13 protein-coding genes are annotated in these 14861 nt (G+C 37.2%); 4 read left to right on the top strand and 9 right to left on the bottom strand.

Annotation, left to right across the window (positions count from 1 at the left end):
• Positions 1 to 74 precede the first annotated feature (74 nt).
• Together HCX49_RS18345 and HCX49_RS18340 are read left to right on the top strand one after the other, a co-directional pair.
• Complete coding sequence (locus tag HCX49_RS18345; protein ID WP_132771495.1) at positions 75 to 1439, top strand: deoxyguanosinetriphosphate triphosphohydrolase; 1365 nt, start codon at positions 75 to 77, stop codon at positions 1437 to 1439.
• An 83-nt stretch (positions 1440 to 1522) separates the two neighbouring features.
• Entirely contained in the window at positions 1523 to 3634 is a 2112-nt protein-coding gene (locus tag HCX49_RS18340; protein WP_168127850.1) for a type IA DNA topoisomerase, read from the top strand.
• Between the two features lie 56 nt (positions 3635 to 3690).
• Here the strand turns inward: HCX49_RS18340 and HCX49_RS18335 are convergent, their stop codons facing one another.
• The 3 genes from HCX49_RS18335 to HCX49_RS18325 are packed head-to-tail and all read right to left on the bottom strand — an operon-like array spanning position 3691 to position 4958.
• Positions 3691 to 4077, bottom strand: a complete 387-nt coding sequence (locus tag HCX49_RS18335; RefSeq protein WP_021190582.1) for a hypothetical protein — start codon at positions 4075 to 4077, stop codon at positions 3691 to 3693.
• Between the two features lie 4 nt (positions 4078 to 4081).
• The gene (locus HCX49_RS18330; protein WP_021190583.1) at positions 4082 to 4447 is read right to left on the bottom strand and encodes a hypothetical protein; all 366 of its coding nucleotides are present in this window, start codon (positions 4445 to 4447) and stop codon (positions 4082 to 4084) included.
• Positions 4448 to 4451: 4 nt separating this feature from the next.
• Positions 4452 to 4958, bottom strand: coding sequence for a GbsR/MarR family transcriptional regulator (locus tag HCX49_RS18325; protein WP_021190584.1), 507 nt, complete (start codon positions 4956 to 4958; stop codon positions 4452 to 4454).
• Between the two features lie 150 nt (positions 4959 to 5108).
• Here HCX49_RS18325 and HCX49_RS18320 point away from each other — a divergent pair, with 150 nt between their 5' ends.
• Complete coding sequence (locus HCX49_RS18320; protein WP_021190585.1) at positions 5109 to 6098, top strand: hypothetical protein; 990 nt, start codon at positions 5109 to 5111, stop codon at positions 6096 to 6098.
• A 20-nt stretch (positions 6099 to 6118) separates the two neighbouring features.
• Here the strand turns inward: HCX49_RS18320 and HCX49_RS18315 are convergent, their stop codons facing one another.
• The 3 genes from HCX49_RS18315 to HCX49_RS18305 form a co-directional block, all read right to left on the bottom strand.
• Entirely contained in the window at positions 6119 to 6379 is a 261-nt protein-coding gene (locus HCX49_RS18315) for a hypothetical protein (RefSeq protein ID WP_021190586.1), read from the bottom strand.
• 70 nt (positions 6380 to 6449) lie between these two features.
• Positions 6450 to 7736, bottom strand: a complete 1287-nt coding sequence (gene lat / locus HCX49_RS18310) for an L-lysine 6-transaminase (protein WP_168127849.1) — start codon at positions 7734 to 7736, stop codon at positions 6450 to 6452.
• Between the two features lie 11 nt (positions 7737 to 7747).
• Positions 7748 to 9277: an aldehyde dehydrogenase family protein gene (locus HCX49_RS18305; protein ID WP_168127848.1), complete on the bottom strand. Its 1530-nt coding sequence runs from the start codon at positions 9275 to 9277 to the stop codon at positions 7748 to 7750.
• A gap of 78 nt (positions 9278 to 9355) precedes the next feature.
• Here HCX49_RS18305 and HCX49_RS18300 point away from each other — a divergent pair, with 78 nt between their 5' ends.
• Entirely contained in the window at positions 9356 to 10528 is a 1173-nt protein-coding gene (locus HCX49_RS18300; RefSeq protein ID WP_021190589.1) for an acyl-CoA dehydrogenase family protein, read from the top strand.
• 132 nt (positions 10529 to 10660) lie between these two features.
• Here the strand turns inward: HCX49_RS18300 and HCX49_RS18295 are convergent, their stop codons facing one another.
• Genes HCX49_RS18295 through HCX49_RS18285 form a run of 3 tightly spaced genes read right to left on the bottom strand, consistent with a single transcriptional unit; the run spans position 10661 to position 13990 of the window.
• Positions 10661 to 11827, bottom strand: coding sequence for a glycosyltransferase family 4 protein (locus HCX49_RS18295; protein ID WP_031288632.1), 1167 nt, complete (start codon positions 11825 to 11827; stop codon positions 10661 to 10663).
• Position 11828: 1 nt separating this feature from the next.
• Complete coding sequence (locus HCX49_RS18290; RefSeq protein ID WP_168127847.1) at positions 11829 to 12809, bottom strand: lysylphosphatidylglycerol synthase domain-containing protein; 981 nt, start codon at positions 12807 to 12809, stop codon at positions 11829 to 11831.
• Positions 12809 to 13990, bottom strand: coding sequence for a glycosyltransferase family 4 protein (locus tag HCX49_RS18285; RefSeq protein WP_237682847.1), 1182 nt, complete (start codon positions 13988 to 13990; stop codon positions 12809 to 12811). Before HCX49_RS18285 ends, HCX49_RS18290 begins: the two co-directional genes overlap by 1 nt.
• Positions 13991 to 14861: the final 871 nt, after the last annotated feature.

Below are 14861 nucleotides of genomic sequence, written 5' to 3'. Positions count from 1 at the left end.
TTCTTGCTATTTATAAAAAATCAATTTCGAAAAAGCCAACGCACTTAGAAAATCAAAAAATGTATATTTGCAATATGTCTGTAAATACAAGTATGAATTGGAAACAATTACTATCCGCTAAACGCTGGGGGTATGAACATCGTGTCAGTGATAGTCATTTAATAGCACGTTCAGAATTTCAACGTGATTACGATAGATTGATTTTTTCTTCTCCATTTAGAAGATTGCAGAATAAAACGCAGGTATTCCCGTTGCCAGGAGCGGTATTTGTTCACAATAGACTTACCCATAGTCTAGAAGTAGCTAGCGTCGGAAGATCATTGGGACGTTTGTTTTACACAAAGATGAAAGATGCAGATTCAGAGATTGATGAATTATATCCCTATTTACAAGAAGTCGGCAATATGGTATCTGCCGCATGTCTCTCTCATGATCTGGGAAATCCGGCATTTGGACATTCCGGTGAAGCTGCCATTTCGACTTATTTTACAGAGGGTGATGGTCGTAAATATCAAGAACAGGTAACGAAGGAAGAATGGGCAGATCTGACACATTTCGAAGGTAATGCCAATGCATTGCGAATACTGACACATCCTTTCAACGGAAAAGATGATAAAGGATTTGCTTTAACCTATACATCTTTAGCGTCAATTGTTAAATATCCTTGTGCCGCGATTGATGGTCATATCAAGAAAAATCACCACCGTAAAAAATATGGATACTTTGCATCGGAAAGAGAAACCTTTGAAACGATAGCTGCAGAGTTAGGATTGTTGGAAGACCCAACGAATCCTAAGGGGTATTTACGGCATCCATTAGTCTATCTCGTAGAGGCCGCAGATGATATTTGCTATAATATTATCGATTTAGAAGACGCACATCATTTAAAAATTTTATCTTATCCCGAAGTTGAAGATTTACTATTACCACTATGTGGAGGAGAAGATCTAAGAGCCCGTTTGGATTCTCTTTACGATACCGCCAGCCGAGTAGCACTGTTACGAGCAAAAGCAATCAATACGTTGACAAAAGCATGTGTTGATGTATTTTATAATGAGCAGGAACAATTTTTAAAAGGTACTTTTCCATCTGCACTGATGGATGCTCTAGACGCTGATATCGTAGCACATCTCAAAAGAATTAATAAAATATCAGTAGCGAAGATTTATAACGCGCCTACGGTTGTGCAGATTGAGGTAGCGGGCTATAAAGTGATGAACGCGCTCTTGGCCGAGTTTGTTCCAGCTTATCTAAAAAAGAATAAAAATAGTTACGATGAAAAATTAGTAGCATTAATTCCACATCAATTTTATACAGACCAAGAAGATTCTTATTCTAAAATTAGATCCGTTTTGGATTTTGTTTCAGGAATGACAGATGTCTATGCCATCGATCTATATCGCAAGATAACAGGTATGATTATTCCTTCAATAGATTAAGCTTAAGAATATACAATATTAAAAATTTCGGGATTGTGAAAAGACACCTTTTCGCGATCGTGTATTTTATCTAAATAAAAAATATGAAAGTCGTTATTGCCGAAAAACCATCAGTTGCACGAGATTTGGCCCGAGTTATGGGTGCAAAAGAAACCAATGATGGTTACATTTCAGGAAATGGATATGCTTTCACCTATGCTTTTGGGCATTTGGTTCAACTGTGTACACCACAAGCTTACGGATTTCATAATTGGTCAATCGCAAATTTGCCCATTATTCCCACAGAATTTAAACTGGAATCAAAAAAGTTAAAGCGTGATGGCAAGCAAATTGATGATGCTGGTGCACTAAAGCAATTGAATACGATTAAGTATTTGCTAGATAAAGCAGAAGAAGTAATCGTCGCAACCGATGCTGGGCGAGAAGGAGAATTGATCTTTCGAAACATTTACTACTACCTTGGAGCAAAAGTTCCTTTTAAACGCTTGTGGATATCCTCGCAAACGGACAAAGCAATTAAAGAAGGATTTGCAAATCTCAAAGAAGGAACAGAATACGACAGTTTATATATGTCAGCACGTTCCCGTTCTGAATCCGATTGGCTTATTGGAATCAATGCAACACAGGCTATCACCTTGGCCGCAGGTAATAGAGGTTTATTATCACTTGGTCGCGTACAGACTCCTACATTGGCCATGATTTGTTCTCGATATTTAGAAAACAAAGATTTCAAACCCCAGACTTTCTATAAAATTCAGGCCGGTTTTGAAAAAGAGAATATCAAATTCAAAGCTACTTCCGAAAAAATAGATAAAAAGGATGTTGCAGAAGAAGCTATTGCTAAGATTACCATTGGCTCGGAGGCCACAGTAACTAAAGTTGAAGCAAAAGAAACGAAAGAACAACCGCCTTTATTATTTGATTTAACTTCCCTGCAGCAGGATGCCAATAAGAAATACGGATATTCTGCCGATCAGACCTTAAATATAGCACAGACACTTTATGAGAAAAAAGTCATCACCTATCCCCGTACAGGTTCTCGTTATATTGGAGAAGATGTATTCGAACAGATTGAAGCATTATTTCAACATTTAGCAGATACAGCAGAAGAAGGTATAGCGACGATTTCACGTAATCTAATCGGAGCAAAACTCAATAAAAGATCTGTAGACGAGAAGAAGGTAACTGATCACCACGCACTGTTAGTGACAGATGAAAAGCCAGGAGCTTTGCTTCAGGAACAGCGCAATATCTACAATATGATTGCTAAACGTATGGTAGAAAGTTTTTCCGATGTCTGTTTAAAAGATATTACCACGGTTGTGATCAATGCAGGAGGTGTCGAATTAATTGCAAAAGGAACAGTTATCAAGCAGTATGGGTGGCGCCTATCAGCAGATCAAGTTGAACTACCTGATGAAGATAAAAATACCGAAGATCAAGATAATGAAAATGCCCAATTACCTAAATTGACAGCAGAAGAGTTATTGGAAATCTTATCGTTAGAACTATCCGAAAGATTTACCAAGGCAAAGCCGATACACACTGAAGCATCATTGTTAAAAGCAATGGAAACTTCGGGAAAAGAAATCGATGACGATGAAATGCGTCAGGCTATGAAAGACTGTGGGTTGGGAACTCCAGCTACGCGGGCAGCAACTATTGAAACCTTGTTTCAAAGAGATTATATTAAGCGCGATAAAAAGAAACTCATTCCCACAGATAAAGGGTTGACCGTCTATAATCTGGTCAAAGACCGCTCCATAGCCAAAGTAACGCTAACGGGTAAATGGGAACAGAAACTGGAAGAAATGCGGGCCAATAAAGTTTCGTATGAGGTCTTTATGAAGCATATCAAAGACTACACCGAACGCATTACAAAAGAACTGTTGCAATTAAGAATTTCTATTGCCCATGAAGAAATCAAACCGTTGCAGAAAGGAAAGATAAAATGTCCAAAATGTGCAGCAGGGCAAATTCAGTTATTTGATAAAGTCGCACAATGTGACCATTATGCAAGAGGGTGTGATTTCAAAATATGGCGCACCTTGAATGGCATTATGCTGGAAGAAAAAGAGATGAAAAACCTGCTTGAAAAAGGAAAGACATCAACTTTAAAAGGCGTGAAGACAAAAGAGGGAAATACAGTAGATGCTGTTTTGACTTTTGAAAATTTTAAGGTAGGAGTAGCGTAAATCGTTTATCTCAATAAAAAAGGGTATCTCCACAAGAGATGCCCTTTTTTATTTTTTTAAGATTCTTGCAAGTTACTAGGTAATGTGCTTTTACTTTGTTTTGCAATACGTTTTCCTCTAAAGAATAAGAACATGTTCACAAAAAGCATAATTCCCAAATAAATACTAAAACCACCAATTTTATAGCTTAGTCTTTCAATTAATTCTTGCGTAGATGGTTTAAACATGGTGATTTCTAAAATGTAAAGTGCAAATCCTAAGTTCATCAGGTAAAAACCGATGCGAAAAAGATTATTAGTCGCCTTGGCAACTTCAGGTCTACCCTCAAAAATATCATTCATATACACGATACTGTTTTTAAATAGCGTATATGCAACATAATACGTCAATCCTATAGCAATAGGTAAGTAAATAAGATAACCGAGAACTGTTAAATTTTCCATGACTTTATTGTTTGATGGTTAAAGAATTTGTGTTATTTTTTGATAAAATATAGATGACAAGGATATTGATGTAATGCATTCCGGCAAGTAGTAAGATTAAGATGCCCATTTTCATTGCTATACTTGTTAATAATTCATTAAAACTTGTTAACTGGTTCCAGTAACTAAATTGTAAAATGGCATAACCGATGTTGAATAAATAATAACCTATCAATAATATATCATTTGTAGTATCAGCTGTTTTTTCTTTATTTCCGGAAAGAAATATGATGAAGATTCTACCATTTTTATGAAAAAGTTTTCCCACAAAAAGAATAATGTAAATGGTCAATAAACCATATATGCCATAGGCTATTATATTATAATTCATGTCGCTACATCATTAATTTTAATAATTTAATTAATAAATCACCTCTGTTGGTATTAAATAACTTATTTGCAATCGTTTCTAATTGGTCAGTTAGTACTTGTATATCTTTCACTGTCTTGTGGAATTCTTTTCCATCATCTGAAGTTTCTTTTTCAGTGGATGCACTAATTTGTTTCAGAATGTCCATGACAGGATCTAATTCTTTTTGTTTGCGCATGATTGCAATTTTCATTGCCCATTTTAGTACTTCCTTTTCAGCAATAAAGTATTCTTTTCGATCTCCTGCAATATGCTTTTTATAAACAACACCGTAATCAACTAGCTGTCGAATACTCATGTTCGCATTTCCTCGGGAGATGACTAGTTTTTCCATTATTTCATCAGTTGAAAGTGGATTACTAGATGCGAGCAGTAGGGCATGTACTTGAGCAACAGATTTATTAATTCCCCATTCTGTACCTAATGCCCCCCAAGTATCTATAAATTGTTGTTTTGCTTCTTCTAATTTCATTTTTGTCCAGGATTATTTCTTTCTCTATTCAAATGTAATAATAGTTTTTGTATTTTCAGGAATTATTGAAAATAAAATAATATAAATTGAATCCAAAGTTTATTTTGTGATGACTTTACTTTTTATAAAACGTGTACCTTTGTGCCCTATATGTCAACATCACTATACAATCCATTTAAAACATTTAAGTTTGATAACCAAACCTGTTTCTTGACAGGGAAGGAGCTTTCATCTGTGGACGAACAAATTCAGGTTTTTCCAGTATGGATGATGCGTGCCTTTGATTTAGAAGAAAAACCTTTTAAGATGTTAGACGAGTCTCTCGTCACTTATAAAAGTCTAAAACTTCCTTGTTCCGTAGAGGCCGCATTGGTAATTGAAAAAATGGAATCTGAGGTAGAACGTGCATTTGCACTAGGTTTTGATGCTGTAAGCGAATTACCGCAGATCACACTATTTCAGTGGATGTCTAAAATACTGTATGGTGTTGTATTTAATGAAATTCAGACCGGTATTCGCCAACAGACCTTAACAGGCGAAGAGATGAATTTCTCTCAGGTACTCGTTCAGAAGTTCAAAAACTTGCATGCGATGTTGCAGTCCTTACTGCAACCAATGGAATTTGAAGGAACCAATCCATTTTCAATTTTTATCAGTAAAGTAGATAATCCTGCGGAAACGTTTAATTATCGCGATGAAATCAATACCCTGATTTTTTCTTTGAGAATGAATGACTTTGGAATTGTTGCCTGTTTACAAGATAATGCAACGAATAATATCTACCATGAAGATGTTTTAAAAATGGTAGAAGGAAAAACACTGCACCCAGTTCAATTTGAAGAAATAGCAGCACGTTATTTTTATTCTGTATACCTCTTCAACCGTCTTCCAGAATATACCTATCTCAATACCCCAAAAATGATATATGTCGAACCGATGCCTTTGGCAGATATGTCCATGAAGCCCATTTTTGATCACTGGCAGGTAAAGGTTTACGGTCAGGTATTGGAAAATTTCTGGAAACCTTGGGGTTTCATTTTATTTGAGATTATTAAGGATCCAGATAGCCCGATGAGTTTCATAACGGATGATAGCGGAAATTTCGTTCCACGTGAAGCAATTGAGCTACCACTTGGATAAATAAAAAAAGCCCTTAAATATTATTTACGGGCTTTTTTCTTTTTTTGTACAGGAGAGCTTCTTTTCTTAGTATCTGCTAGATCGATCTCTTTTTTCTTCTTGTTTACAATCAAGATAAGCCCAAAGGGACCTAGTATAGGAACGCACATGCCCAATATTGATAGTATAACAAAGCCCCCGGTTACATCTTTGAGCCTAAATAATCTGAATAATGCGATGGCCATTAATACAAAATGGATAATAGTCACCAATTGAACCAACGCTAATTTACTTGCATCCATATTTTATCTTGATAATAAAGGCAAATGTAACGAGATTCATTTGAAATAGGGAATCTTTACAAATAAGATGCTATAAGATCCCTTCCATGATCGTAAATGCTTCATCGATTTCGTTCATCTGAATATTCAGATGCGGTCTAAAACGAATCGTCCTTTCTCCACAGCCCAGTAAAATCAGTCTCTGTGCAAAAGCGTTCTTAATAAACTTGTCTCTTTCCTGCTCATTGGGAAAATCAAAAGCGATAAACAATCCTTTTCCTCTTATATTGCTTATTTGTCCATGCTTACTTGCTAAAGCTTCCAGTTTTTGAATAAAATGTTCACCCTTCTTAGGGATCTGTTCAATTAATTTTTCCTGCTCTATCACTTCTAAAATAAGTTTAAAGCGCATCATATCTGTAAAATCACCTCCAAAAGTCGAATTGATACGGGATGATTCTTTAAAAACGTGTTTTTCTACGCGGTCAAACTTTTCTTTGTTGGCAAGCAAACCACAGACCTGAGTCTTCTTTCCAAATGCGATTAAATCGGGAACAACTCCAATCGTTTGATAGGCCCACATCGATCCTGTTAAGCCAATTCCAGTTTGTACCTCATCAAAAATCAATAAAATATCATGCTCATCACAGATATCGCGCAGAGCCTGTAGAAATTCTTTTCTGAAGTGATTGTCTCCCCCTTCTGCCTGAATTGGTTCTATAATAATACAGGCGATATCATTCGGATGATTGTCAAGTGCATTTCTGATTTCTCGAATGGCTGTTTTTTCTTTTTCAATAACTGCGTTTAAAACAATTTCCGTGATCGGGAATGTTAGTTTTGGATTGCTGATACGCGGCCAGTTAAATTTAGGGAAATACATGTGTTTTCTAGGATCCTTCGTATTGGTCAACGAAAGTGTATAACCAGATCTCCCATGAAATGCCTCTTTGAAATGAATGACCTGAGAAGCTTCCTTTTCAATTCCTGAAGCAAAATTTAAACGTGTCTTCCAGTCAAAAGCAGCTTTTAAAGTGTTTTCCACGGCTAAAGTTCCTCCTGCAATAAAAAAACAATACTGCAGTTCCTTTGGTAGCGCTACGCGTTCGAAGACTTGCATAAAATCAGCAAATTCTTTGGGGTAAATATCCGATAAAGCAGGTTTGTTAATCGCCATTTTACCTAAAAAATCTTGATGCTTTAGGAGATAGGGATGGTTATAACCAATAGCAACAGATGCAAACATGCTGAATAAATCCAGATAAGCATCTCCATTTTGATCGACTAGATAAGAGCCATGTGATTTTTCTATATCCATCACAATTGGAAAACCATCTGCGAGCAAATGTTTAGATAATATTTCGTGAACTGTACTCATGTCGTTGTCATTTAAAGGTTAAAGGTTATTCCTTGTGCCAAAGGAAGTTCGGTGCTGTAATTAATGGTATTGGTTTGTCTCCGCATGTAGGCTTTCCAGGCATCCGAACCAGATTCGCGTCCACCACCAGTTTCTTTTTCACCTCCAAAAGCACCACCGATCTCTGCCCCCGATGTTCCGATGTTGATATTAGCAATTCCACAATCTGATCCTTGTGCACTGAGGAATAATTCCGCCTCGCGAAGATTATTAGTCATAATAGCCGAAGACAGCCCTTGTTTCACATCATTTTGGATAGCGATTGCTTCCATCACATCACCTTGATATTTTATTAAATAAAGAATTGGAGCAAAAGTCTCCTGTTGAACTATATCATAATGGTTTTCCACTTCAGCAATCGCAGGTTTTACGTAACAACCACTTTCAAATCCCTTTCCAGTGAGTAAACCACCGGTGACAATCAGCTTACCCCCTTGTTTCTCAATTTCAGATAGGGCATCTAAATAATGTGCGACTGCCTTTTGATCGATCAGTGGACCTACATGATTTTCTGGAAGTAGAGGATCTCCGATCTGTAGTTGAGCATATGCTTTTATCAATGATGCTTTGACTTGTTCATATACACTTTCATGAATGATTAATCTACGCGTTGAAGTACAGCGCTGACCGGCCGTACCTACAGCGCCGAATACAGCACCAATCGTCGTCATCTTCAAGTCCGCATCCGGTGTAATAATGATCGCATTATTTCCGCCAAGTTCTAAAATAGACCTGCCAAGGCGAGCAGCAACATGTTGTGCTACTGTTTTTCCCATTGCAGTTGAGCCTGTAGCAGATATTAAAGGAATATTAGTATCATGTACTAACCATTCACCCACAGTCTTATCTCCAATTATCAAATTAGAGATGCCTTCTGGTAATTCTTTCTGTTTTAATATCCCCGCCAAAATCTGTTGACAAGCTATGGCACATAAAGGAGTTTTTTCACTCGGTTTCCAGATCACGACATCTCCACATACCAATGCTAGTGCTGTATTCCATGCCCAAACAGCCACAGGAAAATTGAATGCAGAAATAACACCAACAACTCCTAAAGGGTGATATTGATCGTACATACGATGGGAGGGACGTTCTGAATGAATCGTTGAACCATAAAGCTGACGGGATAAACCAACTGCAAAATCACAGATATCAATCATTTCTTGCACCTCGCCCATGCCTTCCTGTAGTGATTTTCCCATTTCATAAGAAACAAGCTTTCCGAGCGTAGGTTTTAATGACCTTAATTTATCCCCGAATAACCGAATCACTTCACCTCTTTGCGGAGCAGGAACAAGGCGCCAGATCGCATATGCTTTTTTCGCCAGATCGCAGATATCTTTATAATCATTATGGGAAGAGCAAGTCACTGTAGCAATTACCTGACCATCAACGGGAGAAGTGGAAGTAATATCCGCACCAGTTGCAAACCAATTTTGTCCCGTAGAAGAACCCAAATTGGTCGCTAGAATGCCCAATTCTTTTAATTCTTGTTTTATCATAATGGTTTATATTATTCGTTTATATTTTAAATATAATGAATTATATTCTAAATATTGGCTATATTTAGATATTAAATTATGACAGATATGAATTCAACATGTGATTATTTTAATATAGATGCGCTATTGTCTGATGAAAATAAGCTCATCCGACAATCCATTCGTGATTTTGTCACTACGGAAATAAAGCCAGTTATAGACCATGCCGCTCAACATCATGAGGATATTCCCAATCTGATGTTAAAATTAGGAGCTATTGGAGCTTTGGGGCCTTATATACCAGTAGAATATGGTGGTGCAGGATTAGATCATATCGCTTATGGTATTATTATGCAAGAGCTAGAAGCAGGAGACTCTGCCATCCGGTCAGCAGCTTCCGTACAGTCATCATTAGTCATGTATCCCATTTTTACATTTGGAAGTGAAGAACAAAAAAAACAATACCTTCCCAAGCTGGCCTTAGGAGAATATATCGGTAGTTTCGGTTTAACAGAACCGAACCATGGTTCAGACCCAGCAGCTATGGAAACCCGTTTGTTAAAAAAAGACGGCCAATATATCCTTAATGGAGCAAAGATGTGGATTACCAATGCCCCGATATGTGATATAGCAATAGTGTGGGCACGAGATGAACAAGATAAAATAAGAGGGTGCATAGTAGAACGAGGTATGGATGGCTTCTCCACTCCTGAAACACTAAACAAATGGTCACTACGTGCTTCCAAAACCGGAGAGCTGATCTTTCAAAACGTAGCAATTCCCGCAGAAAATATTCTTCCCGAAGTAAATTCGCTCCGTGGACCTTTTTCATGCTTGAACTCCGCGCGATATGGAATATCTTGGGGAGCAATCGGAGCTGCAATAGACTGTTACCAAACTGCAGTCAAATATGCATTAGAACGAGAACAGTTCGGAAAACCGATCGCATCCTATCAATTACAACAAAAGAAATTAGCAGAATTCCTCACAGAGATTACAAAAGCTCAATTATTGTCGTGGCGCTTAGGCGTACTGAAAAATGAAGGAAAAGCAACCCCAGCACAGATTTCAATGGCAAAACGTAATAATGTACACATGGCATTAGAAATCGCTAGAGAATCAAGACAGATATTAGGGGCCATGGGAATTGTAGGAGATTTTCCGATGATGCGCCACATGATGAACTTAGAATCTGTGATAACCTACGAAGGAACCCATGATATTCACCTGTTGATAACAGGTAACGATATTACAGGAATTAGTGCCTTTTAATTTGCTCGAGGACTTGAGGTATTGATCGATGGTTTACTTTGAAATATAAACATGAAGGGAAATCTGAAACCATATATCTCAATATCTCAGCTTTCTTCTACAATAGGAAGGGGGGAGGAGCTAAAAGAAACATTAAGAATGTGCAATTAGGCTTTGAAACAAATTAAAATAAGCCCTTACCATTTTATCCCAGCTATAATGTCCTAAAGAATACGCTTGAAATTCTTCGCTTCTGTTCTTGAGAAGCGAAGGATGCTCAAGCGTATTTTTAATTTCCGAAATCCAACAGATCTCCTGCTCAGGAGGTATGAGAATTCCATTCTTCTGATGAATGATCGCATCACTGATCCCTTCAATATCCGAAGCAAATACAGTCGCCCCACAGATACTAGCTTCCAGGCAAACCAAACCAAAACCCTCCATATCGCCTGCGACTTTGATGTTAGGCATAATGAATAATCCCGCGTGGCGTAACAAGCATTGCAAATCAGTCGTAGGAATTTTTCCGATATGTTGTAACCGATCTTTGAAATTAGGATCCAGTAAATAATGACGTATAGCTTTTTGATCGGATGGAAATCCTAAGAACAACATCGTTAGATGCCGTAGAGAAGATGGGAGAGCATAAAGCAATTTCTCTTTCTTTGTTGCGGTTGGAGAAAAAGGACCTATTAAGATCAGCTTATAATCTGATGGAAGTTGAGGTAGCACATGTTTAATAAACCAGGAAATGCCTTTTCGTTTCACAGGTCTGCCTAGGGCGATGATGAGATGCTCGGCCTTTGTGGCAATTCCATATTTCGTTAAGACAGGTTCAATAGCCACAGTGTTATCCAAGACAAGACTATGGTCTACACCATTTTGAATCACTTCAATCTTATCGGGATGAATACCACGATTGATGGAAGCCTCCCTTGTAGCAGTACTTACAGCTATTATTTTGTCAAATTTGTTGAATTGAGGGATAATTTTACGTTGAAAATAGGCTAAAGGAAAAACCACATCAAGGCCGTGAACAGTAACCACCCGTTTTAACTGTTCATAACCCTTATGTCTTAAAGACAAAGCCGCAATCAGACCATCATTAAAATGAATAACCTTTATATTAGGATGTAATAAGAGCAACGCTAGAATCCGCTTATTTAAAAGGTGAAAAAATTTGATAATAGATTCATCCCCCTGATAAACTATTTTATGTACAGTTGTATAGGGAGCCAATCCGTTAATAAGCTCAAAGCTTTGTTTTTCCATCCCTCCGATAGTGGGCGGAAATTTATGACTTACACAAAGAATTTCCATATTAGGATAGTATCCCCCCTTTTTTAATTCCGAAATAAGCTAAAAAACCAAATGCAATCCAAAAAACTTGTCTAGAACGTCTTATTAAAGCGATGATCAACCAGATTTGAACCGTATAGATACCAGCACTGGTCAGTAAAATTTTATTCCCGAATTCCTCCACCCCAATTTGAGCAGGAATAAAAGCGCCAAAGCTTTTGATAATAATAATACCCATGTCCATAAATTGACTCAGGATAATCGGAATCGTAATACCTGAAAAGTATAAGATGAGGAAAAGCTCCAAAGCACCAACAGTCCAGTGTAAGAAAAAATAAAAATATGCACGATAACATTTGCACGGCTGATTTTGATGAAAAGTTAGTACCGCATTTAGGATAGTCTGAATACGTATACTTAGTTTTCGGAGTGCTTTCCAGGATAGCGTAGAAGCCACTTCTAGTTCTTTGGATTTCTTGAGAATAATAAAAATAATCAGTGGAATACAAAAAAATGTAATCACTAATATCCACAGTACCGCTAGCAGCTGTTTAGGAATATTTTGATTAAAAGTGCTCATTAAAAACCAAAAACCAGAAATTCCAAATAATGAAAATTGCGTGATAATGGTCAAAAAACGCGATATTAAAACTGAATTTAAAATTTCTTGTTCAGATGTACCCGTCGGTTTCAGCAAGACTGTTTTTATATAATCGCCCCCAATAATGCTAGTGGGATTGAATAGTCCTATTGTTTCCCCGATATGTCGGATGCAGAATAGCCGCCATAAGGAAGTACGGTTCGGTTTTTCGATGAAGCAATTTTGCCATCCCGCTGTAGCCAATAAATATGCTAAACCCGTAATTACAATGATCCAGAGGAGATTCCACCCCATGTTAGTAACTTCTTTTAATACTGCCTTAAGATCAATGTGACTGATAAAGACAAGCAATGAAGAGAGTACGACAAGACTAATTGTAATTTTGAAAATCTTTTTACGCATTAACCAACCTGAAATTTAATGATTGAATCTTTAGCGGTTCTGTTCATTTGTTCTAAGTCTTTAAAATAGATGTTAGCTAAAGAGCTCCAGTCTATTGATTTGCTGAATTGTAATCCAGCATCTCCAATCTCCTTTCTTAATCTGTTATCCTGTAGTAAGTATATAATGCGATTAACAAAAGCTGTCGCATCCTGCGGTTTACATTTAAAACCTGTTAAACCTTCTGTTATTAAATCTGCCGAACCTCCGCCATCTGCAATAACACAAGGTAACGCAGATGCCATGGCTTCAATAACGACATTACCATAAGTCTCGGAATGGGAAGGAAAGACAAATAAGGTTGAAGAAGCATATAACTTGGAAAGGTCATGATGATTCAATTTGCCTAGAAAGATAGCTTCAGGCATCTGCTGTCGACAAGAGTCCATCGCAGAACCGTCTCCCGCGACTATAAAATTGAAAAGAATGTTCTGTTGCTTTAATAAGCTGTAGATCGCGATCAGGGTTTTTAAATTCTTCTCCCAAACCAGCCTACTGGCAAATAATATCGTCGGATGCCTATTTCCTGTTATTTCTTGTAGCCAATTGTGATCTTTTTTGTCTGGAGAAAATAGACTGTTGTCAATACCACGTTTCCAGATCTGCATCAAGCTTGGGTTAATGCCCATTTTTGTAAGTTCGGAAACGATGCTATTTGTTGGAATATAGATTTTATCACAATTATTATAGAATTTATTCTGTGTCTGGATAATTCTCTTCTTTGTAGGGCCAACCAAAAAAGTGAAATGCTTGAGATAGTAGTCAATATAGCTGACAAAGTGTGTATGGTAGATGCTGATGACTGGTATTTGATTTTTTAATGCATATCTCTGCCCGTAGAAACCTAAAACAGAAGGTGTAGCAATATGAATAATATCAGGATTAAAATCTTGGAGTTTCTTTTTTAGGCGTTGATCTGCTAGCGCTGGAATCGCCATACTGTAGTTCTGTTGTATCGGGATGCTTAAAGATGGTATTTTCAAGGACTCGAAATCTTGTACTTGATCTGGCCCTGTTCCATATATGAACAAAAATTCAAACCGTTTTTTATCGATGCGGTCGACAAGTTGAAAAATTGTTCGTGAAGCTCCGTCAAAGTCAGGAATCATTATCTCCGCAAAAAAAGCAACTCTTATCATCATGAATCATTTTTTCAAAGTAAGGAGCTCTATGTTTCCTTATGAATAAGGACATGTGAATAAATGATGTTTTTTACATTATCCCGGTATTATGGAAATATGAGTATAATATTGTTCTTACTTTTTTGAGGAGAGCAGAGTTAAGATGAATTAGTATTACGATACCTTCAACCTATGTTTAAATGAATGTATAGTGATGGTCTAATGAAAATTCCTCTTAGTAGAAGTTTTTGGTAGAAATCTTGGGTAATCATCCTATTCATACAACCATTAATAGGAGGGAGTTTTTGTTCGATGTCCATAAACAGTTTTTGATTTAGAAAAAGATGTGATGCGGGCATATTGTTAGAAATATACCATTGTTAGCAGGGTGATATCATGTTATAAGCAAGTAGGGATCTTGTTCGAATATAATAGAGGTATAACAGGGGGATAAGAGGGGGTTTATAGGGGTAAAGCTCTATAAACCCCCTATAAAATCCCAGTTATCTCTATATAAATCCTAGTCTAAGTAATAATCAGTTCCCTTTCAGTTCCGGATCAGGTTATAATATACCTTATTCCTGAGTATCTCTACGGGGGATAGCTGGCTATATCAAAACAGCAGCACTTCTCTGAACCCCTTTTGTAGTATATACTATATAGTGTAAAGTAAAGATGTCGGCCCTGCGGAAAGCATTAACAGGAACGAATAAACTTATCAGCTATAATAATAGTATATATAGTGTCGATGATTCCGCTGTACCAATACTCCGAGAAGATATAATTTCTGCGGAACCATTTCCTAAAAGCATACTGTATCCATAAAAGACGGCCCAGGACGAACAGTCCGCCCGCATACCCTTTTTACAGTTCAAAGCCAGGATCGCCCGTT

Source organism: Sphingobacterium sp. B16(2022) (assembly GCF_012030425.1).
Lineage (GTDB): Bacteria > Bacteroidota > Bacteroidia > Sphingobacteriales > Sphingobacteriaceae > Sphingobacterium > Sphingobacterium anhuiense.
This window is presented reverse-complemented; position numbering and strand designations above follow the sequence as displayed.